20 protein-coding genes and 1 pseudogene are annotated in these 24,378 nt (G+C 72.9%); 7 read left to right on the top strand and 14 right to left on the bottom strand.

The window, feature by feature from the left end:
* Positions 1 to 223: 223 nt before the first annotated feature.
* The 4 genes and pseudogenes from O7595_RS05885 to O7595_RS05870 form a co-directional block, all read right to left on the bottom strand.
* On the bottom strand, positions 224 to 892 hold the full coding sequence (locus O7595_RS05885; RefSeq protein WP_269727667.1) for a nucleotidyl transferase AbiEii/AbiGii toxin family protein: 669 nt from the start codon (positions 890 to 892) through the stop codon (positions 224 to 226).
* A 5-nt stretch (positions 893 to 897) separates the two neighbouring features.
* Positions 898 to 1,290, bottom strand: a complete 393-nt coding sequence (locus O7595_RS05880; RefSeq protein WP_269727666.1) for a hypothetical protein — start codon at positions 1,288 to 1,290, stop codon at positions 898 to 900.
* A gap of 353 nt (positions 1,291 to 1,643) precedes the next feature.
* Positions 1,644 to 2,807, bottom strand: coding sequence for a magnesium and cobalt transport protein CorA (locus O7595_RS05875; RefSeq protein ID WP_269727665.1), 1,164 nt, complete (start codon positions 2,805 to 2,807; stop codon positions 1,644 to 1,646).
* 313 nt (positions 2,808 to 3,120) lie between these two features.
* Positions 3,121 to 3,489, bottom strand: a pseudogene (locus O7595_RS05870) (GAF domain-containing protein); the annotation flags it as partial.
* 126 nt (positions 3,490 to 3,615) lie between these two features.
* On the opposite strand from O7595_RS05870, the gene O7595_RS05865 reads away from it, so the two are divergent.
* Positions 3,616 to 5,292 carry an AMP-binding protein gene (locus O7595_RS05865; protein ID WP_269727664.1) on the top strand — a complete coding sequence of 559 codons (1,677 nt, stop codon included), beginning with the start codon at positions 3,616 to 3,618 and terminating at the stop codon, positions 5,290 to 5,292.
* Positions 5,289 to 6,893: an AMP-binding protein gene (locus tag O7595_RS05860; RefSeq protein WP_269727663.1), complete on the top strand. Its 1,605-nt coding sequence runs from the start codon at positions 5,289 to 5,291 to the stop codon at positions 6,891 to 6,893. The genes O7595_RS05865 and O7595_RS05860 overlap by 4 nt, the downstream gene beginning before the upstream one ends.
* A 37-nt stretch (positions 6,894 to 6,930) precedes the next feature.
* Here O7595_RS05860 and O7595_RS05855 read toward each other — a convergent pair whose 3' ends face one another.
* A complete protein-coding gene (locus O7595_RS05855) occupies positions 6,931 to 7,836 on the bottom strand; it encodes a hypothetical protein (protein ID WP_443071822.1) in 906 nt (301 codons plus the stop codon).
* 302 nt (positions 7,837 to 8,138) lie between these two features.
* Between O7595_RS05855 and gcl the strand changes: the two genes are divergently transcribed.
* Entirely contained in the window at positions 8,139 to 9,926 is a 1,788-nt protein-coding gene (gene gcl, locus O7595_RS05850) for a glyoxylate carboligase (protein WP_269727661.1), read from the top strand.
* A 116-nt stretch (positions 9,927 to 10,042) separates the two neighbouring features.
* Here the strand turns inward: gcl and O7595_RS05845 are convergent, their stop codons facing one another.
* On the bottom strand, positions 10,043 to 11,467 hold the full coding sequence (locus O7595_RS05845; RefSeq protein ID WP_269727660.1) for a glycosyltransferase 87 family protein: 1,425 nt from the start codon (positions 11,465 to 11,467) through the stop codon (positions 10,043 to 10,045).
* 113 nt (positions 11,468 to 11,580) lie between these two features.
* Between O7595_RS05845 and O7595_RS05840 the strand changes: the two genes are divergently transcribed.
* On the top strand, positions 11,581 to 12,714 hold the full coding sequence (locus O7595_RS05840) for a molybdopterin-dependent oxidoreductase (RefSeq protein ID WP_269727659.1): 1,134 nt from the start codon (positions 11,581 to 11,583) through the stop codon (positions 12,712 to 12,714).
* Positions 12,714 to 13,169 carry a hypothetical protein gene (locus tag O7595_RS05835; protein WP_269727658.1) on the top strand — a complete coding sequence of 152 codons (456 nt, stop codon included), beginning with the start codon at positions 12,714 to 12,716 and terminating at the stop codon, positions 13,167 to 13,169. Before O7595_RS05840 ends, O7595_RS05835 begins: the two co-directional genes overlap by 1 nt.
* On the opposite strand, the gene O7595_RS05830 is transcribed toward O7595_RS05835, so the two are convergent.
* The 4 genes from O7595_RS05830 to O7595_RS05815 all read right to left on the bottom strand — a co-directional run bounded on the left by O7595_RS05830 (position 13,151) and on the right by O7595_RS05815 (position 16,606).
* Complete coding sequence (locus tag O7595_RS05830) at positions 13,151 to 13,816, bottom strand: class I SAM-dependent methyltransferase (protein WP_269727657.1); 666 nt, start codon at positions 13,814 to 13,816, stop codon at positions 13,151 to 13,153. The two genes, O7595_RS05835 and O7595_RS05830, sit on opposite strands and share 19 nt — an antisense overlap.
* Positions 13,813 to 14,523 (bottom strand): TIGR04282 family arsenosugar biosynthesis glycosyltransferase, encoded by a 711-nt coding sequence (locus O7595_RS05825; RefSeq protein ID WP_269727656.1) that lies wholly within the window; start codon positions 14,521 to 14,523, stop codon positions 13,813 to 13,815. Before O7595_RS05825 ends, O7595_RS05830 begins: the two co-directional genes overlap by 4 nt.
* A complete protein-coding gene (locus O7595_RS05820) occupies positions 14,520 to 15,194 on the bottom strand; it encodes a glycosyltransferase family 2 protein (RefSeq protein WP_443071566.1) in 675 nt (224 codons plus the stop codon). Before O7595_RS05820 ends, O7595_RS05825 begins: the two co-directional genes overlap by 4 nt.
* A gap of 329 nt (positions 15,195 to 15,523) precedes the next feature.
* Positions 15,524 to 16,606: an NAD-dependent epimerase/dehydratase family protein gene (locus O7595_RS05815; protein ID WP_269727654.1), complete on the bottom strand. Its 1,083-nt coding sequence runs from the start codon at positions 16,604 to 16,606 to the stop codon at positions 15,524 to 15,526.
* A 222-nt stretch (positions 16,607 to 16,828) separates the two neighbouring features.
* Here O7595_RS05815 and O7595_RS05810 point away from each other — a divergent pair, with 222 nt between their 5' ends.
* Positions 16,829 to 18,745 carry a potassium channel family protein gene (locus O7595_RS05810; RefSeq protein WP_269732380.1) on the top strand — a complete coding sequence of 639 codons (1,917 nt, stop codon included), beginning with the start codon at positions 16,829 to 16,831 and terminating at the stop codon, positions 18,743 to 18,745.
* 524 nt (positions 18,746 to 19,269) lie between these two features.
* On the opposite strand, the gene O7595_RS05805 is transcribed toward O7595_RS05810, so the two are convergent.
* Positions 19,270 to 20,691: a flotillin family protein gene (locus O7595_RS05805; protein WP_269727653.1), complete on the bottom strand. Its 1,422-nt coding sequence runs from the start codon at positions 20,689 to 20,691 to the stop codon at positions 19,270 to 19,272.
* Between the two features lie 76 nt (positions 20,692 to 20,767).
* Positions 20,768 to 21,277: a hypothetical protein gene (locus O7595_RS05800; protein ID WP_269727652.1), complete on the bottom strand. Its 510-nt coding sequence runs from the start codon at positions 21,275 to 21,277 to the stop codon at positions 20,768 to 20,770.
* Between the two features lie 555 nt (positions 21,278 to 21,832).
* On the opposite strand from O7595_RS05800, the gene O7595_RS05795 reads away from it, so the two are divergent.
* Positions 21,833 to 23,203, top strand: a complete 1,371-nt coding sequence (locus O7595_RS05795) for an LCP family protein (RefSeq protein WP_443071565.1) — start codon at positions 21,833 to 21,835, stop codon at positions 23,201 to 23,203.
* A gap of 134 nt (positions 23,204 to 23,337) precedes the next feature.
* On the opposite strand, the gene O7595_RS05790 is transcribed toward O7595_RS05795, so the two are convergent.
* Together O7595_RS05790 and O7595_RS05785 are read right to left on the bottom strand one after the other, a co-directional pair.
* Positions 23,338 to 23,610 carry a DUF6510 family protein gene (locus O7595_RS05790; RefSeq protein ID WP_269727650.1) on the bottom strand — a complete coding sequence of 91 codons (273 nt, stop codon included), beginning with the start codon at positions 23,608 to 23,610 and terminating at the stop codon, positions 23,338 to 23,340.
* Between the two features lie 55 nt (positions 23,611 to 23,665).
* Positions 23,666 to 24,376 carry an FAD-binding oxidoreductase gene (locus O7595_RS05785; RefSeq protein WP_269727649.1) on the bottom strand — a complete coding sequence of 237 codons (711 nt, stop codon included), beginning with the start codon at positions 24,374 to 24,376 and terminating at the stop codon, positions 23,666 to 23,668.
* Between the last annotated feature and the right edge of the window lie 2 nt (positions 24,377 to 24,378).

Below are 24,378 nucleotides of genomic sequence, written 5' to 3'. Positions count from 1 at the left end.
CCCAGGCACAGGGCTCCCGAAGCTGATCGCTGCTCTGGAACGTGCCGAGTCACAGCTCGCAGAAGCTCGGCGAGTCCTCGAAGACCGTCTGCCCGCGATGCCGTTGGAGAGTGAACCCGGCGGGTCGGTGTGAGTGTAGAGACCTTTGAGGAACGGTTTTCCGCTCCGCAACGGATCTACTGGCACGGGGGTACCTGCCAGATGGAGTCTCGCCTGGGCGTGATCAGTCGATGTCGCGGTCATGGGACTCTTCGAGCAGACGGGTCGCGAGGTCGTCGGCCCACTCCACGGCCCAGGCGCGCAGAGCGCTAATGGTGGTCTCGTCGAGGCCGTAGGCGGTGAAGGCTTCGTCGTCGGTCCACTCGGCGCCCGTTAGGTTCGCCTGGAGGTCCTCGCGCTCGAAACGGCCGCGGGCGTGTCGGCGACCGAACTCTTCGAGCTCGGCGTTACTCCAGCGGTGGGAGGCTGCGTACACGTCGATCAGGTCGCGTGGCGCTCCTCGGTCAGCCAGGGCGCGAACCTTGGTCCCGATCACGTCCTCCTCGGCGAGGACAGGCCCGTACGGGCTCTGGGCGACGGGCCGCCAGAAGATCTCTTTGAGGATGTCGACTTCGCACTCCTGCCCGGTGGCGGGGTCCGTCACGGTGAAGCGAGCGGACAGCGGGGCAGTCTCCAACGCCTGTACCTTCCAGCCCCGGGCTGTCAGGCCGCTGCAGAGCGCGGCTGCGATGTCGGCCATGGGTGCCGGGTTCTCAGTGGCGACATCGAGGTCCTGGCTGGGGCGGTTCACGAGGCGGTGCGCCCGCACGGCGTACCCGCCGGTGAGGACCAGGGGATACGGCGAGCCGAGGGCGATCACATCCGCCAGGAGCCGCGTGTGCAGCTCCGGCATGTCCGTCACGCGGCTGCCCGGGTGCGGGAGGCGAGCTCGGGGAAGGCGTCCTCCCACACGGTGCGCACGGTGCGGCCGACGAGGGTGCGCAGTACGGGCCATAGCTCGAGGAGCAGATCCCGGTTGAGGTAGCGGGGCAGGTCGTCGTGCAGGCCCTCGTGCAGGACGGTGCGGTACAGGCCCATGCGCTGGCGAGGTTTGTCCAGGCCGTACGAGGTCATCCCGGACCAGGCCAGGTGCAGCGGCAGCTCCACGACGCCCTGGGCCGGTCCGTGCAGCTCGTCAAGTGACTCCGGCAGACGGCGCCGGAACTTTTCCCGGTACAGCGCGAGGTCCTCGGCGTCTGCGCCCGAGAGAATCCTCGGCCCGGGTCCGGTGTGCTGTGGGTGGGAGGCCATGCCTCCATTATGGCGGGCGCATAGGGTCGCGGGCTGGTGGCTTCAACCAAGGAGTCAATGTCACTGTCTGTGTCCGTTGCAGATGGGGGCAAGGGCGCTCGGCGGCAGGCTTTGCGGGGAACGGGATAGGGATGGAGTCGCTGACGCAGGGCCCGTGCCGTCGGCGGATTCTCCCCGGATTCTCCCCAGCGGCTTCAGGAGGGTAAAAGTGCTGGTCAGAGGCGTAACAGAGGCAGGTAGAGGAGATCACCCGGATCACTTCTCCCCAGAGACTCCCCAGGGCTGATTTCACCCCGATCCGTGAACGGTGCGAGAGCAAAGGCCGCACAAGAGCTGAGCTCGGCAAGAGGGACTCAGAGCCAGTCCCGCCGCTTGAAGACGAAGTAGAGGGTCAGGCACACCGCCGCCATCAGCAGGATCGCGAAGGGGTAGCCGAACCCCCAGTTCAGCTCGGGCATGTTCTGGAAGTTCATGCCGTAGATGGTTCCCACCAGCGTGGGGGCAAAGAGGATCGCCGCCCACGCCGAGATCTTCTTGATCTCCTCGTTCTGCTCGAAGCCCGCCTCCGCCAGCGCCCGCATCTCCGCGTTCTGCTGCTGCGTCACCAATGTCGCGTTGACCGTCAGGATGTCCGCCAGGGCCTGGCGGAACCCGTCGACGCGCTCGCTGATGTGGGTGACGTGGTCGGCGACGTCGCGGAGGTAGCGCTGGAGTTCCTCGTCCGTGCCGTACTTCGCGAAACCCGCCATCAGGCCGTGCAGCATGCCGACCAGCGGCCGGGTCGCGCGCTGGAACTCGACCATCTCGCGGGACAGTTCGTAGATGCGGCGGGACACCGCGGGATCGCCGCCGAAGACCTCCGTCTCGATCTCGTCGATGTCGTTCTGCACACCGGCGACGACGGGCGCGTACCCGTCCACGACCGCGTCGAGTATGGCGTACAGCACCGCCTCGGGGCCGAGGGCGAGCAGTTCGGGGTCGGCCTCCATGCGGCGGCGGACCGCCGAGAGGTCCGGCGCCGCCCCGTGCCGGACCGTGATCACGAAGTCGCGGCCGACGAAGACGTGCAACTCGCCGAAGTCGACCTCCTCCAGGGCGTCGAGGTAGCGGGCGGCGCGCAGGACGACGAAGAGGGTCTCCCCGTACCGTTCCAGCTTGGGCCGCTGGTGGGCCTCCATGGCGTCCTCGACGGCCAGTTCGTGCAGGTCGAACTCCTCCGCCAGGGCCCGTAGTTCCGCGTCGGTCGGCCGGTGGAGGCCGATCCAGGCCATCCCGGCCGGGTCGTCCCTCAGCAGTCGGAAGGTCTCGGCGAGCGACGACGGCGACGAGACCCGGCGCCCGTCGCGGTAGAGCACCGCCTGGACGATGCTGCGCCGGTCCTGCTCCGCACGTGCCCGTTCGGCCGCCGCCGCCGGCGCCGCGGGCTCCGGGGGCCTCGGCGGGGAAGCGGTGGGGGAGACCCGGCGGCGCCACGACTGCCGTTTCGGGGCCGGGGCGGAACGGGTTCGTCGGGGCATCCTGGGTCACCTCCCGTGCGAGCGAGGCGCACGCCGCGCTCTGCTACCCGCCCCTCTACCCGCGCTCACGCCGTGTACATGCGTTCCTGACCGGCACGGGCAGGATATCCGGGCTCACCGGCGGCGGCATGGCGGACCGCCGGTGCGTCCGCGCCCCGACCCGGCCGCGGAGTCCCCCTCCCGGCCGGGCCGGGAGACCGGGTCCGCGGGAGCCCTCGGGGCTCATGGAGTCCCGCATGGTCACGATGCGTTGCACCCTCCGAACCCACAGTCTGTGCGACGGCCTCGGCCTGCGGCCCTTCGCACGGTCGGCGGCCCCGTACAACACGCCGCGCACCTTGCGGCGTACGACGACGGGCACCGCGAGCACCGAGCGCAGGCCCTCGGCCGCCACCGGTACGTCGTACTCGTGGCTGATGTGCCGGGCCTCGCCGTAGTCGGTCACCGCGCACGGGCGGGAGAGGGCGATGGCCTTGCCGCCGAGACCGCTGCCGGACCGGGCGACCAGCCCACGCAGTGCTCCGGTCACCGCGCCGTTCAGCTCCGCTATCCGCATCCCGAGCGGCTCCTGCAGCAGCCCGCCGAACGCCATCCGCAGGCCGGTGGAACGGCGGAGCCGCAGCAGCGCGGCCCGTATCTCCACCGCGTCCGGCCCCCGTGTCGCCGAGCTCGCCGATGTCATGGGTTCCGGTCCTCCCGACAGCACACCACCCCCACGAGGGGGAAGGAGCACCCCCGTACGGGGGTAGTGAGACCTGCGTCACTGATTACACGATGCCTGTGAGCGGTCCCGCAACGAGGAGGACACATGACGTCAGGCGACGAGACGGCGAGGTTCCGGGCGGCCCGGGACTTCCTGCTCCGGCACCGGGAGGACTACGCGGCGGCGTACGAGGGCTTCACCTGGCCCCGTTTCGAGCGGTTCAACTGGGCGCTGGACTGGTTCGACGCGGTCGCCGACGGCAACGACCGCCCGGCGCTGCACATCGCCGAGGAGGACGGCACCGCCACCGTGCTCTCCTTCGACGCGGTGCGGACCCGCTCGGACCGCGCCGCGAACTGGCTCAGGCGGCAGGGTGTCGGCGCCGGCGACCGCGTCCTGGTGATGCTCGGCAACCAGGCCGAGCTGTGGGAGACCGCCCTCGCGGCGATGAAGCTCAGGGCGGTCGTCATCCCCGCCACGCCGCTCCTCGGCACCGCCGACCTGCGGGACCGCATCGAGCGCGGCCGGGTCCGGCACGTCATCGCCCGCACCGACGACACCGCGAAGTTCGACGAGGTGCCGGGCACCTACACCAGGATCGCCGTCGGCGGCGGCGCCGTGGGCTGGCTGCCGTACGAGGACGCCCACGCGGCGCCGGAGAGCTTCGCTCCCGACGGCCCCACCCGGGCGGACGAGCCGCTGATGCTCTACTTCACCTCCGGTACGACGGCGCGGCCCAAGCTCGTCGAGCACACGCACGTGTCCTATCCGGTCGGTCATCTGGCCACCATGTACTGGATCGGGCTGAAGCCCGGAGACGTCCATCTCAACATCTCCTCGCCCGGCTGGGCCAAGCACGCCTGGTCCAACCTCTTCGCCCCGTGGAACGCGGAGGCGACCGTGTTCATCCACAACTACGCCCGCTTCGACGCCGGCCGGCTGATGGCGGAGATGGACCGCTCGGGCGTGACCAGCTTCTGTGCGCCCCCGACGGTGTGGCGGATGCTGATCCAGGCGGACCTGACCCAGCTGCGCACCCCGCCGCGCGAGGTCGTCGCCGCCGGTGAACCGCTCAATCCCGAGGTCATCGAGGCCGTGCGCCGGGCCTGGGGCGTGACCATCCGCGACGGCTTCGGGCAGACCGAGACGGCCGTCCAGGTCTCCAACAGCCCCGGACAGCTGCTGAAGGCCGGCTCGATGGGCCGCCCCAGCCCCGGGTACCGCGTCGAACTCCTCGACCCCGTCAGCGGAAAGCCCGGCGCGGACGAGGGGGAGATCGCCCTGGACCTGTCGGCCGACCCGGTGGGGCTGATGACCGGCTACCACGGGGACCCCGACCGTACGGCCGAGGTGATGGCCGGCGGGTACTACCGCACCGGCGACATCGGTGCGCGCGACCCCGACGGCTACATCACCTACGTCGGCCGCACCGACGACGTCTTCAAGGCGTCCGACTACAAGATCTCGCCGTTCGAGCTGGAGAGCGCCCTCCTGGGGCACGACGCGGTGGCCGAGGCCGCGGTCGTGCCCGCGCCCGACCCGCTGCGGCTCGCCGTCCCGAAGGCGTACGTGGTGCTCGCGGAGGGCTGGGAGCCGGACGCCGGCACCGCCCGGCAGATCTTCGAGCACTGCCGGGCCGTCCTCGCGCCGTACAAGCGCGTCCGGCGGCTGGAGTTCGCCGAGCTGCCGAAGACCGTCTCCGGGAAGATCCGCAGGATCGAGCTCCGTGAGCGCACGGCCCAGGGCTCCACGGCCGAGTACGACGAGGGGGACTTCCGATGACCCTGTCCTACACGCACGGCACGGGCACCCTCCCGCTGCTGGGCGACACGATCGGCCGCAGTCTGGCCCGGGTGATCGAGGCGCATCCGGAGCGGGAGGCGCTGGTCGACGTCCCGTCCGGACGCCGATGGACGTACGCGGAACTCGGCGCGGACGTCGACGAGCTGGCCCGGGCGCTGCTCGCACGCGGTGTCGCCAAGGGCGACCGGGTGGGCATCTGGGCCGTGAACTGTCCGGAATGGGTGCTCGTCCAGTACGCCACGGCACGCATCGGCGCGATCATGGTGAACATCAACCCCGCGTACCGCGCCCACGAGGTGGAGTACGTGCTGAACCAGTCGGGGATCTCCCTGCTGGTCGCCTCCCTCTCCCACAAGTCGAGCGACTACCGCGCGATCGTCGAGGAGGTCCGGGGCGACTGCCCGGTGCTGCGGTCGGTGCACTACATCGGCGACGACAGCTGGAACGCACTGGTGTCGTCGGCGGACGCCGCCGGGCCGGAAGAACTGGAGGCCCGCGCGGCGGAGTTGTCCTGCGACGACCCGGTCAACATCCAGTACACCTCAGGCACCACCGGATTCCCCAAGGGGGCGACCCTCTCCCACCACAACATCCTCAACAACGGCTACTTCGTGGGCGAGATGATCGCTTACACCGAGCAGGACCGGGTGTGTCTCCCCGTGCCGCTGTACCACTGCTTCGGCATGGTCATGGGCAACCTCGGGGCCACCTCGCACGGTGCCTGCATCGTCCTCCCGGCGCCCTCCTTCGACCCGGCCGCCACGCTCCGCGCGGTGCAGGAGGAGCGCTGCACATCGCTCTACGGCGTCCCGACGATGTTCATCGCCGAACTGAACCTCCCGGACTTCGCGACGTACGACCTGAGTTCGCTGCGCACCGGCATCATGGCCGGTTCCCCCTGCCCGGTGGAGGTGATGAAGCGGGTCGTCTCGGAGATGAACATGGCGGAGGTGTCCATCTGCTACGGGATGACGGAGACCTCCCCGGTGTCCACCCAGACCCGGCGCGAGGACGACCTGGAGCGGCGTACCGGCACCGTCGGCCGGGTTCTCCCGCACCTCGAGGTCAAGGTGGTCGACCCGGTCAGCGGGGTCACCGTTCCCCGGGGCGAGGCGGGTGAGCTGTGCACCCGCGGGTACAGCGTGATGCTCGGTTACTGGAACGAGCCGGAGAGGACCGCTGAGGCGGTCGACGCCGGACGCTGGATGCACACGGGAGACCTTGCCGTGATCCGCGAGGACGGATACGTCCAGATCGTCGGAAGGATCAAGGACATGATCATCCGCGGTGGGGAGAACGTCTACCCGCGCGAGATCGAGGAGTTCCTGTACGGCCACCCCAAGGTCGCGGACGTCCAGGTGGTCGGCGTCCCGGACGAGAGGTACGGCGAGGAGATCCTGGCCTGTGTCGTCCCCCGGAACCCGGCCGACCCGCCGACGCTGGAGGACCTCACCGCGTTCTGCCACGAACGGCTCGCCCACTACAAGATCCCCCGGCGGCTGGAGATCCTCGACGCCTTCCCGATGACCGTCAGCGGAAAGGTGCGGAAGGTGGAACTGCGCACGACGTACGGACGCTGAGCCCCGGCTCCCCGACCGTCGGCTCCGGACGGCCCGGTCAGGCGCCCGTGGAGATCAGGTCCCTCGCCGGTCCGTTCACCGGCTCGGGCGCGCCCGTGAGATCCATGGCGAACAGGGGGACTCCGAGGTCGTCCGCTCGTGCGCGGGCGTCCGCCGAGTAGCCCGCGAGCGAGAAGACGACGCTCCTGGCCGAGGAGTTCAGCCCGTTCAGCCAGAGGCATTCCACCGCGCGCAGGGTGACGGGCCGGGTGGTCGGGTCCACCTGGGCGACGAGTCCCCGCGCGCGCAGATCGATCCCGGACGTGGTCCGCTCCTCGGGCTGTACGACCTGCTGGAAACCCAGCCAGCGCAGATAGAGGGCAGCGGCCGTGACCGCGTCGCGTGCCGTGCGGATCGTGACCGGACGGAAGGCGGGGCGGGTCGCCGGAACGGCGTGCGGCGGCACGGGCAGGGGGACGTCCTTCGCCGTCCCGTCCGCGGAGCCGGACGGCAGCGGGGTCTTGGCAGGCGGGACGACCGGATCGGCCGGATCCGTGGGCCCGGAATCCCGGGAAGCGAAGGTGACCGAGTCGGAGGCGCCGGGTCCGTCCGGGTCACCCGCCCCACCCGGCCCGCCGGTCCCGGAGGCCGCGAAGGCGCCTCCGGCGCCCGAGGCGGTGGTGGTGGTCCGGTGCGCCGCGGCCGCGCCCTCCGACGACTCCGGCGTGGCGGTCACCGGTCGTACGGGGATCCGCAGCACCGTGCCGCAGGGGCAGCCGAGCTCCGGCTGCGGCCACTGGTCCTGTCGCCCGCACGCCAGGCAGCGCACGGTGACCCAGTCGTCGGTCCAGGTGCGGTGGCGGATCGGTTCGGCCGGCGCCCCCTGCAGCAGCGGCGGTGCCAACGGCGCCCCGCAGGCACAGGGATAGACGGGCGACGCGAACGTGTGCGAGCGGCGGCACACCGGACAGCGCACCGGTACGTGATCTCCCATGTCCGTCCCCCTCCGGCGCTTCCGGGCACGCCTCGTGCTCCATCGTCCACCAACCGCGAACCCTTGGGGAGGGAGTTCGGCCATCGGCGGCCCGCCCTTCCCTTGACGCGGTCCGGCACGCCACCTACATTACTTCCGAATAGTAGAAGATGTCTTCCGCATTATGGAAGAAGCCGCGAGGCTACGGAAGACGATCAGGGAACCAGCACGGAATCGACGCTCTCAGGTGGCGCGACAGAGCCCGATCCGCCAGGCCGAAGCAGGAGCACTCCATGCCCCGTATGACCGCCGCCCGAGCGGCCGTTGAGATCCTCAAGCGTGAAGGCGTCAGCCACGCATTCGGTGTGCCGGGCGCGGCGATCAACCCCTTCTACAAGGCCCTCAAGGAGGGTGGCGGCATCGACCACACCCTCGCCCGCCACGTCGAGGGCGCCTCGCACATGGCCGAGGGCTACACCCGCGCCGCGCCGGGCAACATCGGTGTCTGCATCGGCACGTCGGGTCCCGCCGGCACCGACATGATCACCGGTCTCTACTCCGCCATCGGTGACTCGATTCCGATCCTGTGCATCACCGGCCAGGCGCCGACGAACGTGATCCACAAGGAGGACTTCCAGGCCGTCGACATCGCGTCGATCGCCAAGCCGGTCACCAAGGCCGCCACGACCGTCCTGGAGGCCGCTCAGGTCCCCGGCGTCTTCCAGCAGGCCTTCCACCTGATGCGTTCCGGCCGCCCCGGCCCGGTCCTCGTCGACCTGCCGATCGACGTCCAGCTCACCGAGATCGAGTTCGACCCCGAGACGTACGAGCCGCTTCCGGTGTGGAAGCCCGCCGCGACCCGCGCCCAGATCGAGAAGGCGCTCTCCTTCCTGCTGGAGGCGGAGCGTCCGCTGATCGTCGCGGGCGGCGGCATCATCAACGCCGACGCATCCGATCTGCTGGTCGAGTTCGCCGAGATCACCGGCACCCCGGTCGTCCCGACCCTGATGGGCTGGGGCACGATCCCGGACGACCACGAGCTCAACGCCGGCATGGTCGGCCTGCAGACCTCCCACCGCTACGGCAACGCGAACTTCCTGGAGTCCGACTTCGTCCTCGGCATCGGCAACCGCTGGGCCAACCGCCACACCGGCTACAAGCTCGACGTCTACACCCACGGCCGGAAGTTCGTCCACGTCGACATCGAGCCCACCCAGATCGGCAAGATCTTCGCCCCCGACTACGGCATCACCTCGGACGCCGGGGCCGCGCTGCAGCTCTTCGTGGAGGTCGCCAAGGAGCTGAAGGCGGCCGGAAGGCTGCCCGACCGCTCCGCATGGGCCGCCTCCACACAGGAGCGCAGGGCCACCCTGCAGCGCCGTACGCACTTCGACGACATCCCCATGAAGCCGCAACGCGTCTACGAGGAGATGAACAAGGCCTTCGGCCCGGAGACGCGCTACGTCACCACCATCGGCCTCTCCCAGATCGCCGGCGCCCAGATGCTGCACGTCTACCGGCCGCGCCACTGGATCAACTGCGGTCAGGCGGGCCCGCTCGGCTGGACCATCCCGGCGGCCCTGGGCGCGGCCACCGCCGACCCCGACACCCCGGTCGTCGCCCTCTCCGGCGACTACGACTTCCAGTTCCTCATCGAGGAGCTGGCGGTCGGCGCGCAGCACCGGATCCCGTACGTCCACGTCCTCGTGAACAACTCCTACCTGGGACTGATCCGGCAGGCGCAGCTCGGCCTGGACATCGACTTCCAGGTCAACCTGGAGTTCGAGAACATCAACTCCCCGGAGCTGGGCGTCTACGGGGTCGACCACGTCAAGGTCGCCGAGGGGTTGGGCTGCAAGGCGATCCGCGTCACCGACCCGAGCGAACTCGGTGCGGCCTTCGAGCAGGCCGGGAAGCTCGCCGCCGAGCACCGGGTTCCGGTCGTCGTCGAGGCGATCCTGGAACGGATCACCAACATCGCGATGAGCCGGACCGCGGACATCAGCGACGTCACCGAGTTCGAGGAGATCGCGACGGAGCCGGGCCACGCCCCCACCGCGATCGTGCCGCTGAGGAGCTGACCCGGTTTCCCCCGGTACGGCGGGGCCGGTCCGCCGTGGGGCGACCGGTCCCGCCGTCACGCCGTCGTGTCCGCGCCCGGACCGGTGCCCGACGACCCGTCAGGACGGGTGCGTGATCATGCGCTCCTCCCGTTGCCTCCCGACGGCTCCGCGGAGGCCGCAGGTCGGGACGGACGAGTCCCTGAAGGCCGGCCGCGGGCGGTCCGCCCGCGCAGCGCCCACCCGGCGAGGACCGCGGCCGCCGCAGTCGCGTAGGCGATGGTGCCCACGGTGTCGCCGTGCCCGGGGAAGGCGGGGCCGGTGACGTACTTCGCCGCTCCGGCGACGGCGATGCCGAGCCATTCCCAGCGGCCGTCGAGGGCGACCAGGGCGACGAGGAGCAGGGCGTACCAGGAATAGCCGGGCGTCATGAGGAGGAAGGCGGTCCCGGTGACCACCAGGGCACCGCTCCACGGCCGCTGCGGGTCCCCCCGGAGGACCACGTACGCCACGACGGCCGGAATCGCCGCGGCCACGGCGGGCAGCGCCCAGTCGTCCGGCAGGAGCAGACGCAGCAGCGCATAGCGGTTCCTGGCGGAAGCGTCGTCGTAACCCTCCTCCCGGACGTAGCCGCCGAGGAAACCGAGGACCGAGCCCCGCGACGCCAACACGTACGGCAGATAGAGCACGACGACGACGCCGGCCGCCGGCAGCAGCACGGCCAGGGCGTCCCGGGCGCGCCGCACGCCGGACAGCGCGCCCGGGATCAGCACGGCGGGCAGCAGCTTCGTCGCCACGGCCACGCCCAGCAGGGCCCCGCCCGCCGCCCTGTGCCGGACGACGGCGGCCAGGGCGGCGACGGAGAACAGCACGCCGAGCACGTCGACGTGGGCGTTGTTCACCGCCTCGACGGGCACCGCCGGGCACCAGGCCCAGTAGGCCGCTCTCCACGGCGCACCGCGGCGACGCAGCATCAGCAGCAGCGCGGCCGCGGTGGCGACCGAGAGCAACGCCCCGCCGGTCTGCAGCGGCTTGTGCCGCGCGCCCTCGGGCGACAGGGTCTCCACCAGGAGGAAGTAGCCCTCCGCGACGGGTGGGTAGACGGTGTTCACCCGGGGCCGGTTGATCCGGGTGCACACGCCGTCGCCCACGGCCGCCCGGTCGGGTCCGGCGCAGGCGGCACGGCCCTCGGGGAAGAGCCAGGCGTCGCGCAGCGGGACCAGTTCGGGGGCCGCGGGCACGTGGTCGTACGGAGAGATGCCGGCCGCCTGCACCCGGCCGTCCCAGGCGTACCGGTAGGAGTCGGTGCTGGTGCGCGGCGGTGCGACCAGACCCGTCGCGGCGACGGCGACCGCGCCGGCCATGACGAGCACCACCGCGGTCCGGTCCGGGACCTTCCGCAGCGCCCACAGAACCGCCGCGAAGAGCAGCCAGGCGGCCGCGTACCACAGGGACAGACGTCCGGGGGCGGAGTGGTAGTCGTCCGCGCGCACGGTGCCGACGAGCACGGCGACGAGGCCGGCGAGGAGCAGGACGGTCGCGGCGGTGCGGCGGCTGGTCATGGCGCCCAGCCTGGCAGCGCCGCGGACGCGGGAACGGCACGTGGGATGCGCCGTCCGCGTTTCGTAAGGTGTCCGAGCCGCCGTCCGGGCCGTCCCGGCGGTCTCATGGATACATGAGACCGCGACTACGGGCACCGTCCTTCTCCGGCAGACTCCACGACGCCCGAACGGCCACGGCGATCGGCCGCTGGCTGGGCGCCGCGATCGCCGTGTGTTTCCTCACCGGCCTCATCAGCCACTACCTGCAGCACCCGCCCGGATGGCTCGCGAACGAGCTGCCGTCGCGGCCGGTGTGGGGCTACCGGCTGACCCAGGGGCTCCATGTCGCCTCCGGCCTGGCGGCCATCCCGCTGCTCCTGGCGAAGCTCTGGGCGGTGTACCCGCGGCTGTGGGTGTGGCCGCCGGTGCGTTCCGTGAAGCACGGCCTGGAACGGCTCTCGGTGGGGGTCCTGGTCGCCGCGGCCGTGTTCCAGCTGTTCACCGGGCTGCTGAACATCGTCGAGTGGTATCCGTGGCCGTTCTCGTTCGTACCGGTCCACTTCGCCGTCGCCTGGCTGGTCGCCGGTGCGGTGCTGCTGCACGTGGCCGTCAAGGCGCCAGAGATCAGGGACCACTGGAGCCGCAGGTCGCCCGGCACGCTCACACTGCCGCCGGAGGACGCCCCGGACCGCAGGTCGCTGCTCGTGGCCGTCGGCGCGGCGGTCACCGCCGTGACCCTCACCACCGTCGGTCAGGCGCTCACTCCGCTGAAGAGACTCGACCTGCTGGCACCGAGACATCCCGGGATCGGTCCGCAGGGGCTGCCGGTGAACCGGACGGCCGCCGCCGCGGGCGTCACCGCCGCGATGGTCCGGGACTGGCGCCTGGAGGTGCTGGGGCCGCGCCGCTACACGCTCACCCTGGACGAACTGCGGGCACTTCCACAGGCCGAGGCCGTACTGCCGATCGCCTGCGTCGAGGGATGGAGCGCCTCGGCGCACTGGGGAGGCGTACGCGTCCGGGACCTCCTGGAGCGCGCGGGCGCCGACGGGGACGCGGGGCTGCGCGTGGTCTCGCTGGAGGTGCGGGGCGCCTACCGCGTGATGGAGATGGGCCGCGAGTACGCCCACGACCCGCTGACCCTCCTGGCGCTGACCCTCAACGGACAGGTGCTGTCGGCCGACCACGGCTTCCCGGCACGGATCATCGCCCCGAACCGTCCCGGTGTGCTGCAGACGAAGTGGGTCACCCGACTGGAGGTCCTGTGATGCCGCGGCTTCCACGCCCCGCGCTGCTCCGGTACGCCGTCGGAGGCCTGGGGGTGGTGCTGATGGCCGTGGGCACGGGGCTGGTCCTCTCCGCCCGCGACGCCTGGGGAGTGGTGGTGTGGCTGGGGGGAGCGCTCGTGCTGCACGACGCGGTGCTCGCTCCGCTCGTTCTCGGCGTGGGGATGCTGGTCGCGGCCCTGCCCGCCCGGGGCGTGGTGCGCGGGGCGCTCGTCGTGGGCGGCTCCCTCGTGCTGATCACGCTGCCGCTGCTGCTCCGCCCCGGCACCCCGCCCAACCCGTCGGCCCTGCCCCTGCCCTACGGACGGAACCTGGTGATCGTGCTGGGAGCGGTTGCCGGCGTCGCCTGCCTGGTCCTCATCGTCCGGAGGCTTCGCCGCGGACCGCGGGACACGGAGGACGACGGCGGGCGGGCGCGTCAGGCCCCGCGGCGCTGAGCGGAGCCGCGCAGTTCGACGAAGCTGCGCCCGGCCGCCGTCCACCGCCCGGCCGGGGTCCAGCCGGCGCCCGCCGCGTGCTCGCACAGGGCGCGGGCCCCGAGGCGCGCCCAGGGAAACGGGGCCCCGCGTTCCCCCCTGCCGTTGACGACGGTGACCTCGACGCGTTCGTCGGCGTCCTCGTCCTCCGCGGAGGTCTCGGCTATCAGCACCGCTCCGGGCGCGGTGACCTCGGACACGCGCCGCATGAGCTCGGCCGGGTCTCCGCCGATGCCGATGTTGCCGTCGATCAGCAGCGCCGTTCCCCAGCGGCCCTCGTCGGGCAACGGTTCGAAGACCGACCGGAGGAGGGCCGTTCCGCCCGCCCGGACGGTACGGGCCACCGCCTCCGGACTCACGTCGATCCCGAGCACGCGGCGTCCCCTCGCCCCGAGCGCGACGACGAGCCGGCCGGGGCCGCAGCCGATGTCCAGCACGGGCCCGTGGCAGCGGCTGAGCACGGTCAGGTCGGCGGAGTCCGGTCCCTCGCACCAGCGCTCCACCTCCAGGGGCAGCAACCACCCGTCGCGACGACGCAGGAAGAGCGGCCCGCGGCCCGTGCGCAGCGCGTTCGTGTAGGGGTCGGCGCGCCACGCGGTCGCCGTCATCGCGGACCCGCCGGCGAACGACCGTCTCCGGGTCGCGCGGCGGCGGGCCGGGTCCGGGACCGGTCCGCGCGGTCCGGTCCGGTCGACGCCGGGACCAGCCGGGCGTACACGGCCGCGAACCGGCTTCCCGCCGCCTCCCGGGCCACCAGCCGCGCGTCCGCGGCGGTGTCCACGTCGCGCAGGGTGGGCAGGTCGCCCACGCGCAGACCGGCGCCGACCAGCCGGCGGCGCTGCGCGGCCCCGGTCCCGGGCACGGACATCGGTACTCCGCGCAGCAGTTCCGGATCCGGTGCGGCCAGTCCCAGCGCCCAGAAGCCGCCGTCGGCCGCGGGCCCGAACCAGGCGTCGTGCTCGTGCCACGCCCGCGGCGCGAGCACAGGAGCGAGGACGTCCGCCGAGAGCTGCGGGGTGTCCATCCCCACCAGCAGCGCCGGGCCCGTACACAGGGCGAACGCCGCGGCCAGCCGCTCGTCGAGCCGGCCCGTGCCCTGGGGCACCACGTCGAAGCCCGACGGCAGCCAGTCGCGGGCCGTCCCGTCCAGGACGAGCACACGACGCTCCGCGGGAAGCCCGGCGACCACCGCGAGGGTGTCGGCGAGCGCGGCCTCGGCGAGCAGCGCCGCCTGCGCCGGGCTGAAGGGAGGGCACAGCCGTGTCTTCACCCGGCCCGGTACCGGTTCCTTGGCGATGACGAGAAGCGTGGTCACCGGGCACCACCGGCCTCGCCCAGCACCCGGCGCATGTCGTGCACCGCCTGCCAGGTGCCGCGCCAGGTCCCGGTCACCTTCGACTTCCCGGTCCGGGGCAGATAGGGCACGTCCTCCTCCCGCACCCGCCAGCCGGCGTCCGCGGCACGCACCACCATCTGCAGCGGATAGCCGCTGCGACGGTCCGTCAGACCCAGCCCCAACAGCCCCTCGCGGCGCGCCGCCCGGAGCGGACCCAGATCGTGGAGCCTCAGACCCGTCCGCCGGCGCAGCATCCAGGACAGCGCGAGGTTCCCCGCGCGGGCGTGCGCCGGGAAGGCCCCCCGGCCGGCGGGCCGTCGCCGCCCCAGCACCAGGTCGGCCTCGCCTTCCGCCACGGCACGGACGAAGGGGACGAGGAGTCCGGGGTCCAGGGACGCGTCGCAGTCGCAGAAGCACACGATGTCCGCCTCCGCGGCCAGCAGCCCCGCGTGGCAGGCCGCCCCGAAGCCCCGCCGTTCCTCGCGCACGACGGTCGCCCCCAACTCGCGGGCGATTCCGGCGGAGCCGTCCGTGGAGCCGTTGTCGACGACGATGGCGCGCCATTCGGCGGGGACGCGTTCGAGGACCCAGGGCAGCGCCCCGGCCTCGTTCAGACAGGGAAGTACGACGTCAGTGGTCACGACTTTCACCGTACGAATCGGCGGCGAACAAAGCGGACATCGACCCCTTACGAAACGCGGACGTCATCCTCCGTGAGCAGCGGTGCCGTACCGCGTCGCCGGAACGCACCCCGTCCGCCGCGGTCCGCCGGGTGCCGCGTACCGGGGGCCGGGAGCGGCGCGACGCGGTGACCGGACGTCCCGCGCCGCCGCCGGTGGTGTCCGCGCGGGGGCAGGGCCGTTGCGCTGTCGGGCGGGCCGCCCGCGCCGCAGCCGGCAGGGCCGCGCTGGATGCCCGGCAGCCGCCGCACGGCGATCGCCCCGCCGTCTCGCCGACGCCTGGTCCTCGGGCCCCGGACTCAGGACGGCGAAGTGCCGGCGGCGTGTGCGGCGCCGGGTGCGCGCTGCGCCGCACGGGCGAACTCGGCCATGCCCTCGCGGAATCCCGTGCGGGACGACCATCCGAGGTCGCGGCGCAACCGGCGTGAGTCCGCCGTGATGTGCCGGACGTCCCCCAGCCTGAACTCACCGGTGACGACCGGGTCGGGCCCTCCGCACGCGGCCGCCAGGGCCGCCGCCATCTCGCCGACGGTGCGGGGCTCCCCGCTGCCCGTGTTGTACGCGGTGAGAACGCCCGCCTCCCGTTCGGCGACCGCCTCCAGGGCCACGACGTTCGCCTCGGCGACGTCCCGGACGTGGACGAAGTCCCGTCGCTGGGCACCGTCCTCGAACACGCGGGGCGCCTCACCCCGGGCCAGCGCCGACCGGAAGAAGGAGGCCACTCCCGCGTACGGGGTGTCCCGGGGCATCCCCGGCCCGTAGACGTTGTGGTAACGGAGGGACACGGCCCGGCCGTCCGTCGCACGTGCCCATGCGGCCGTGAGGTGCTCCTGCGCCAGCTTCGTCACGGCGTACACGTTGCGCGGGTCGCACGGGGCGTCCTCGTCGACGAGACCCGGGGCCAGTTCCGCGCCGCACCGCGGGCACGCCGGCTCGAACCGCCCCGCCGCCAGATCGGCCGCCGACCTCGGCCCCGGCCGCACCGCGCCGTGGCGGGGGCATGTGTAGCGCCCCTCCCCGTACACGACCATCGAGCCGGCGAGCACCACCTGACGCACCCGCGCCTCGGCCGCCGCGGCGAGGAGCGTCGCCGTCCCCAGGTCGTTGCAGCTCACATAGCCGGGCGCATCGGCGAAGTCCTTGCCGAGCCCCACCATCGCCGCCTGGTGGCAGATCGCGTCCACTCCGTGCAGAACCGCCGCGAGAACGGTCGTGTCGCGGACGTCGCCGTGGACGAACCCGGTCTCCGGCGGGGCCGGAGGCCCGTGGTGCGCGGTGGGCAGCAAGGCGTCCAGGACCACCGGTTCGTGCCCCCGCCCGATGAGTGCCGAGACGATGTGTGCGCCGATGAAGCCGGCGCCTCCTGTGACGAGTACGCGCATGCCGCCGACGCTAGGGGCCGTCTCCGCCGCCTGCCCGCTCCCACGCCAGGACGTAAGACTTCCGTCACGCCCGTACCCGACGGTCCGGCCCGCGCAGGGACGCCTCGGGCAGGCCAACGGACCCGACCCGAGACCGTGTTGAGGTGCGCCGCGGGGGGACGGCACGGCAATGTATGGCATGTGCATCCCATTCCTCAGCAGGCGCGGCCCGCCCCGGGCCACATGCTCGTCAGCGGTGACGACGCCCTCGCCCATCGGCTCGCCGCCGAACTCCGCGACGTCTACCGGCAGCAGGTCACGCTCCTCGTCCCGCCCAGCCGCTCGTCCACGGGTCCGCCCGCCGACGCGAACGCCCCGTCGGGCGGCCGGGCCCTCGCCCTCCTCGGCAGGGTGTCGGCGGGCATCGTCCGTACGGGAGCGGGCCGTTCGGCCGTGAACGGCGGAGCCGGTCGTCCGGAGGAGATGCCCGTGTCCGTGAGGGAAACGGACGATCCCGACGATGTCGCGCTCCGGGACGCCGGGGTCGAGACCGCGCAGGCGCTCGCCCTGGTGCACGAGGACGACGAGACCAACATCCGTGCCGCGCTCACCGCCCGCCGGCTGAACCCCCGTCTGCGTCTGGTCATCCGCCTCTACAACCGCAAGCTCGGCCAGCACCTGGAGGAGCTGCTGGACCAGGCGGCCGTACTCGCCGTACCCGGGATGGACGCCGACGACATCGACGCGTCCACCACCGTCCTGTCGGACGCCGACACCGCCGCTCCGGCGCTCGCCGCGACCGCCGTCACCGGAACCAGCAAGATCGTCCAGGCCGACGGGCTGCTCCTGCGCACCTCCGAGAGGCCCCCGCCGGGACGCGGCGGGACCGTGGACCAGGGTCTGTGCACCCTGGCGCTGCTGTCCTCCACCAGCAGCGACCCCGCCGGCGTGGAGGGATCCGACGGCAGCGGTTCCGACGGGCCGCTCCTGCTGCCCGACGACGGGGCCGTGGCCGCGGCGTCCGGCCGCGGGAGGATCGTGCTCGAAGCCGTCACCGGCCCGGAAGCCGGGCCCGGCAGCCGTCTGAGCGGTCCCGCACTGCCGTTCCGGGAGCTCTTCTCCCGCCGGGTGCGCTGGTCGTTCGCGGGCGTCGGCGCGGCCGTCACCGCCCTGGCCGTCGCGTCCTGGCTCACCATGGGCGGCCACCCGCTCCACGCCGCCTACATCACGCTCCTCGACCTCTTCTCCATCAACGACCCCGCGGTCGGCGGGGAGCCCGACCGTCAGGTCCTTCAGCTGCTGACCGGGCTCGTGGGACTCCTCCTGCTGCCCCTGCTCGTCGCCGCCGTGCTGGAAGCACTCAGCTCCTTCCGCTCGGCGACCGCCCTGCGCCGGCCTCCACGCGGTCTGAGCGGGCACGTCGTCCTGCTGGGCCTCGGCAAGGTCGGCACCCGTGTGCTCGGCCGGCTGCGTGAGCTCGGCACGCCCGTCGTCTGCGTCGAGAACGACCCCGAGGCGCGCGGCGTGGCCCTCGCCCGCCGGCTGCGCGTGCCCGTGATCATCGGGGACGTCACACAGGAGGGCGTGCTCGAGGCCGCCAGGACCCACCGGGCGCACGCGCTGCTCGCCCTCACCAGCTCCGACACCACCAATCTCGAAGCCGCCCTCTACGCCCGCTCGATCGCCCCCGACCTCCGGGTGGCACTGCGGCTGTACGACGACGACTTCGCCACCGCCGTCTACCGGACGCTGCGTGCCGCGCATCCCGGGGCACTCACCCGCAGCAGAAGCGTGACGTCGCTCTCCGCCCCCGCCTTCGCCGGAGCCATGATGGGCCGTCAGGTACTTGGAGCCGTCTCCGTCGAGCGCCGGGTGCTCCTCTTCGCCGCACTCGAAGTGGCCGACCTGCCGCAGCTGGAGGGCCACACGATCGCAGAAGCGATCAGTCCGGGCAGATGGCGGGTGCTCGCCCTGGACATGACGGCGCCGGGCGACCGGCGTCCGGACCTCTCCGCCGCCCCGCCCGACGACGGGACGCACCACACCACCGGTCTGCTCTTCGACCTCCACCCGGGACACCTGCTGCGCCCCGGTGACCGCGTGGTCGTCGCCGCCACGCGCCGTGGTCTCGCGGAACTCCTCGGGCCCCGGGCCCGGTAGCCGCGTCCGCCGACGGGGCTCCGGGGCGGGTGGGCGTGTTCGTCGGCGGAACCGCCGGGGCCGGGCCGTAGCCGGCGTACACGCCGCCCCGAAGCGAACCGTCCGCCCACCGACGGCTCAACGCCCGCCGACCGCCGCGCGTCGGAGGATGTGACGCGTGCCGGAGGATGACGCCCGCCGAACGCCGCCCGTCGGAGGGCCGAGGGGTCGAACGGTGCTGTGCCCCACGGAAGCGCCACCGACGGGCCCCGGGGGCGCCGGGCGTGCTTGCCGGAGGGAGTCTGCCGCGCCGGGCGCGCCCTCCCGAAGGGCGCGCCTGTCCGTGCGGGGCGCTCGCCGAAGACCACCTGCCGGTGCCGGGGTGCTCGCCCGAACAGCGGCGGACCGCGCCGGGCACGCCCTTACGGGCTGCCCGGCGCGGTCCGCCACCGCTCCGGGGGAGTGGCGTCCCCGTCCCCTCCGGCGGGCGGTCCCGGCCCCGTCCCGAGGTCCCGGCTCGCCGTCCCGCCGGCCCGTGGTCCGGCTCAGGTGATCGGCACCGACCCGTTCTCCACGGCCTTGGCGGGCTCCGGCTTCGGACCCTTCTGGGTGATGCCCCGCAGCAGCTCGGCGAGGTCGACCCCCGTGGTGGAACCCAGGAGTTCCAGTCCCTGGGCGACGTTGTCCGCCACGGCTCGCGGCAGCTTGCCGGCGCCGTCGGTGGAGATGACGGTCATCTTGTCGATCGCGCCGAGCGGTTCGGCGGCCTTGCCGACCACCTGCGGCAGTACCTCGACGAGCATCTGCAGCACCGCGGCGTCGCCGTACCGGTCGAAGGCGTCTGCCTTCTTCTGCATGGCCTCCGCCTCGGCGGACCCCTTGGCGGCGATCGCCGCGGCCTCCGCCTCGCCCTCGATACGGACCGCGTCGGCGAGCGCCGCGCGGTGCGCCTTCTCGCCCTCACCGGTCAGCCGGGCGCGCTGGGCATCGGCCTCGGCCTGCTTCACCAGGGCGACACGACGCGCCTCGGCCTCCTGCTCGGCCTGGTACCGGGCCGCGTCGGCCGGCTTGCGGACCTGTGTGTCGAGTTCCCTGTCGGTCAGGGCCGCCCGGCGTTCCGCGACCTTCTCCTGCTGGCTGAGGATCTCCTGCTGCCGGTCGGCCTCGGCGAGCGGCCCGGCCGCGGCGGCCTTCGCCGCCGCCTCGTCCGTCTCCGCCTTGATCTCGGCCTGCTTGAGGGCGAACGTCCGCTGCGCGACGGCGATCTCCTCCTCGGCCTTCAGCCGCGCCTGCTCCGACGCCCGCCGGGCCACCGCCTCGGCGATGTCGGCCTCCTGCTTGGCCCGCGCCGCCTCCGGGCGTCCGAGGTCCTCGAGGTAGGAGCCCTCGGTGGTGATGTCCTGGATCTGGAACGCGTCCAGCACGAGGCCCTGTCCCGAGAGGCTGGCCTCGGCCTCCTCCGCGACCTGGCCGGCGAAGGCGGCCCGGTCCCGGATGATGTCCTCCACCGACATCCGGCCGACGATGGAGCGCAGCGCGCCGGAGAGCACCTCCTGGGTGAAGCCGACGATTCCGTCCTGCTGGACGAGGAACCGCTGGGCGGCGGCCCGGATCGAGTCCTCGCTCCCGCCGACCTTGACGATCGCCACGCCCTCCAGGTTGGCCTTGATGCCACGCAGCGTCACCGCGCCCCGGACGGCGACGGGGATGTGCCTGCTGGAGAGGTCGAGGGTGAACCTCTGCTGCACGAAGGGCACGACGAACACGCCGCCGCCGACGACGACCTTCTGGCCGCTGTTGTCGGTGAAGACCCGCCCGGTCTCGGGATCGGTGGCCTCCTTGCCGCGCCGGCCGGTGATGATGAACGCCTCACTGGGGCCTGCGACCTTGTATCGCGTGATGACGACGAGGGCCAGCAGGACGAGGAGTACGGCGACTCCCACCACGGCGATGACGACTGGACTCATGGTGCTCCCCCCTGCCTCCCGGAGGGCGGCAGATCAGGTGTCGAATGTCGAACGGGACGGGCGCCGTGACGGAACGTCAGCGCTCGACGGGGCGTACGAGGACGGAGGTGGCCGACAGGGCGGCCTCCACCCAGACCTCCGCGCCCCGCGGGACGGGCGTGGTGGACCTGGCGGCGAACTTCACGGGCTGACCGGCCACGCGCAGCAGCACTTCGCCGTAGCCGCCGGCCGGGATGGCCGTCACCACGGACCCTCCGGTGCCGAGGAGGTCGTCGCCCCGCGGGGCGGCGGCGCTCCGGTCCCGCATGAGCACGCGGCTGAGCAGCCAGGTCAGCCGGGCCGCGAGCAGGCCGGCGAGAACTCCCGCCACCGTGGCGGCGGTCGGGCCCAGGCCCGTCGTGCCCAGCACGATCGCGCCGGTGAACCCGAGCATCGAGGTGAAGCCGGCGATCACCGGAAGCGAGAGCCAGCCGTCGAACAGGCCGTCCAGCACGCCGCCGAGGACACCTTCCAGCACTCCGTCGAGGACGAGTGAGAGCGCCAGCAGGACGATGCCCACGATGCCGAGACCGAGAAACAAACCCATACCAGCAGACCCCCCTGTTCCTTGAACGCCCCGATGGACGCATCGTCCCATGCGCGCCGGGCGGATTTCATTGCCGTGTTACGGCAGTCTTCACGACTTCCTGATGCCGTGCCTCCCCACGCCTCCGCGCCCCGGCGGGCGACGCGCGTCCGTAAGGGCGGGGCCGCTGCCGTCCCCGGCGTCGCCGTCCCGCCCGTGCACCGCGCCGCCGTGCTCCGTGCGGACGATTCCGAAGGGGGAGCTCGCGAGCGGCCGTCGGCCCCGCACCCCGCCTGCCTTGCGCGGCCCGGGTGTCGTCGTGGCCCGATGCCTTCTACACGGAAGTACAGTGCTTGGACCTTCCCGTCCGCCGAGAGCACGTGCCGACGACGGGCGGGCGCCGATCCGCCCGGGCAGTGGAGGAACTTCGACGTGAGCGATGCGCCCGGGCAGCCCCCGGCGGGCCCCTCTCCTGCGACGCCCCCGCCTCCCGCGGGAACGCGGCCCCGGGCCGCGTCAGCCCGGCCTTCCCGGACGACCCGGCAGCCCCCGTCGAGGACGGGACGGGGGCGGCCGGTGGCGGCCGGCGGGCGGAGCCGGCAGCGAGGCCCGGTCGGCGGCCCTGCCCGGCGCCGCCGGAGGACACCGAGGGGCGTGGCGGCACTCGCGGTACTGCTCGCCGTCGCCACGGCCGCCGGCGTCTGGGTCTACCGGGACCTGCAGGGCAACATCCGGTCCGCGGACGTGGACGACAGGATCGGCGACGACCGCCCGCCCAATATGAGTCCCGGTTCCAAGAACATCCTCGTGGTCGGTTCCGACTCCCGGGCCGGGGCCAATGCCCGGTACGGCAGGGATCTGACCACCATGCGGTCCGACACGCTGATGCTCCTTCACCTCGCGGCGAGCCGGAAGTGGGCGACCGTGGTGTCCTTCCCCCGCGACTCGTGGGTGAAGGTGCCGGCGTGCGACCGCGGCGACGGCGGCACCTCGAGCCCCCACCACGCCAAGATCAACGAGGCGTTCGCGATCGGGGGCTCCGGCGGCGAGGTCGCGGGCGCCGCCGCCTGCGCGATCAAGACGGTCGAGCAGAACACCGGACTGCGCATCGACCACTTCATGTCGGTGGACTTCCAGGGGTTCAAGGGCATGGTCAACGCCCTCGACGGGATGGAGGTCTGCCCCACGGCCGCGATCCGTGACGCGAAGGCCCGCCTCGACATCCCCGCCGGTTGCCAGACCGTGCGGGACGAGGAGGCGCTCGGCTACGTACGCGCCCGCTACGGCGTCGGCGACGGCTCCGACCTCGGACGCATCGGCCGGCAGCAGGAGTTCATGCGCGCCCTGGCCGACCGGGCCCAGCAGAAGCTGACCAGCCCCGGCGCGATGTACGGGCTGCTGGAGTCCGCCACCAAGTCGCTCACCACGGACAAGGCGCTCGCCGGGATCCAGCCCCTGTACGGTCTCGTCTCCCGGCTCAAGGCGATCCCGCCCGGCCGGTTGACGTTCGTGACCGTGCCCAACTACCCCCGCAGCATGGACGTGCCGTCCGACGCGGCGAACGTCGTCTGGCAGTACCCGGCGGCCGCCGATCTGTTCACGGCACTCGCCCGGGACCGGGAGGTCCGCGAGGAGACCGTCGCCGCCGCCGGGGAGAAGCCCCTGTACGCGAGCACCGTCCGGGTGCGGGTGCTCGACGGCACCGGCACGCCGGGTCTCGCCTGGGAGGCCGCCCAGGCGCTGCGCCGGGCCGGATTCACCGTCACCGGAACCGGCGACGCGTCAGCGGCTGCGGCCCGGACCTCCGTCACTCACCCGGCGGGGCTCGGAGAGCAGGCCCGTGCCCTGGCCTCGCGGCTGCCCGGAACCCCCGTGGCGGAGCGCGCCGACGCGCCCGAGGGCCTGGTCACGCTGACGGTGGGGGACGACTTCGGCGGGATGCCCTGAGCCGCGGCTCACCGCGGCCGGGCCGGGAGCACCCCGTACGGCAGCCCGCGCCCGTGGGCCGGAGCCCGTGGCATCCGCCGTGCGTGAACCGGGCGCCCCGGTGTCCACGCCGGACGGGGACTCTCCCGCGGAGCTCAGGCGGTACGGAAGCGGAAGGCGCCCGTCGCGCCGCCCAGGGTAAGCCAGATGTGGTCGGCCTCCTTCACGAGTCTCAGGGCGACCCGGGCACAGCCGGGACAGCGGGCGGTGAGGCCCGGCTCGGGCCCGTAGACGTGGAGTTGGGCGAGAGGGCCGGCCATGGCGCATGTGGGGCAGCGCCACCACGCCTGGGTGGGCTCGACGGAGAGGACTTCCGAGAGCGGGCCGGCCAGCCAGTTCCCGTCGCGGTGGAGGGGCGTGTCTTCCATGGTGGGCCTCCCGGATGAGGTGATGGGTTCGGTCGAGGCGAGGCGCGAGCCGCCGTCAGCCGAATCGCTCGGTACGGATCGTGGCGGGGGCGCGTCCCAGGTCCACGAGGTGGTCGCTGACGGCTTCGACGAACGCCGTGGGGCCGCACACGAAGACGGTCCCGGCTCCCGCGAGCCGCGAGACGTGTCCGCGCAGGTCGGCGGCCGAGACGCGGCCCGGCGCGCGGGCGGTGTCCGGCGGTGCACGGCGGGTGTAGAGGACGTCGAGGTCCAGCCGGTCCGCCCCGCCGGTGAGCAGGTCGCGGTACCAGAAGTCCTCGGGGGTGCGCACCGAGTACACCAGCTGGAAGCCGACGGGGGACTCCGCCTCGCGGTGGGCGCGGATCATGGCGGTCAGCGGGACGACGCCCGATCCGCCGCCCACCAGGAGCACCGGACCGGTCTGCCCGGGCCGCCAGACGAACCAGTGGCCGAGCGGTCCGCGCACCTCCACGTCGGCGCCCAGCGGGAGGCCGTCGGCGAGGTAGGGCGAGACCTCCCCGTCGGCGACGGCCTGCACGCCCAGTTCGATGCGTTCCCCGTCGGCCGGCGCCGCGAGGGAGTAGCTGCGTGCGGCCTGGTAGCCGTCGTCGGCGGTGAGCCGCACGTCCACGTGCTGGCCGGCCAGGTGACCGGGCCAGCCCGGCACGCTGAAGGTCAGCGAGCGGGCGGTGGGGGTCTGCGGCAGGCGCTCCACGAGGTGGGCGCGGCGCCAGTCGGCGGCCATCG

This window comes from Streptomyces sp. WMMC940, from assembly GCF_027460265.1.
In the GTDB taxonomy this organism is placed as follows: Bacteria; Actinomycetota; Actinomycetes; order Streptomycetales; family Streptomycetaceae; genus Streptomyces.
The sequence above is the reverse complement of the archived record's forward strand: the minus strand, read 5'-3'. Positions and strand labels throughout refer to the sequence as shown.

Bases quoted from the DNA above. Each gene is read 5' to 3' on its own strand.
- O7595_RS05790 (WP_269727650.1), bottom strand. From the start codon at position 23,610: ATGGAAGACACGCCCCTCCACCGCGACGGGAACTGGCTGGCCGGCCCG.
- O7595_RS05860 (WP_269727663.1), top strand. From the start codon at position 5,289: ATGACCCTGTCCTACACGCACGGCACGGGCACCCTCCCGCTGCTGGGC.
- O7595_RS05835 (WP_269727658.1), top strand. From the start codon at position 12,714: ATGCCGCGGCTTCCACGCCCCGCGCTGCTCCGGTACGCCGTCGGAGGC.
- O7595_RS05805 (WP_269727653.1), bottom strand. From the start codon at position 20,691: ATGAGTCCAGTCGTCATCGCCGTGGTGGGAGTCGCCGTACTCCTCGTC.
- O7595_RS05885 (WP_269727667.1), bottom strand. From the start codon at position 892: ATGCCGGAGCTGCACACGCGGCTCCTGGCGGATGTGATCGCCCTCGGC.
- O7595_RS05810 (WP_269732380.1), top strand. From the start codon at position 16,829: ATGCTCGTCAGCGGTGACGACGCCCTCGCCCATCGGCTCGCCGCCGAA.
- O7595_RS05845 (WP_269727660.1), bottom strand. From the start codon at position 11,467: ATGACCAGCCGCCGCACCGCCGCGACCGTCCTGCTCCTCGCCGGCCTC.
- gcl (WP_269727661.1), top strand. From the start codon at position 8,139: ATGCCCCGTATGACCGCCGCCCGAGCGGCCGTTGAGATCCTCAAGCGT.
- O7595_RS05840 (WP_269727659.1), top strand. From the start codon at position 11,581: ATGAGACCGCGACTACGGGCACCGTCCTTCTCCGGCAGACTCCACGAC.
- O7595_RS05880 (WP_269727666.1), bottom strand. From the start codon at position 1,290: ATGGCCTCCCACCCACAGCACACCGGACCCGGGCCGAGGATTCTCTCG.
- O7595_RS05830 (WP_269727657.1), bottom strand. From the start codon at position 13,816: ATGACGGCGACCGCGTGGCGCGCCGACCCCTACACGAACGCGCTGCGC.
- O7595_RS05800 (WP_269727652.1), bottom strand. From the start codon at position 21,277: ATGGGTTTGTTTCTCGGTCTCGGCATCGTGGGCATCGTCCTGCTGGCG.
- O7595_RS05875 (WP_269727665.1), bottom strand. From the start codon at position 2,807: ATGCCCCGACGAACCCGTTCCGCCCCGGCCCCGAAACGGCAGTCGTGG.
- O7595_RS05785 (WP_269727649.1), bottom strand. From the start codon at position 24,376: ATGGCCGCCGACTGGCGCCGCGCCCACCTCGTGGAGCGCCTGCCGCAG.
- O7595_RS05815 (WP_269727654.1), bottom strand. From the start codon at position 16,606: ATGCGCGTACTCGTCACAGGAGGCGCCGGCTTCATCGGCGCACACATC.
- O7595_RS05865 (WP_269727664.1), top strand. From the start codon at position 3,616: ATGACGTCAGGCGACGAGACGGCGAGGTTCCGGGCGGCCCGGGACTTC.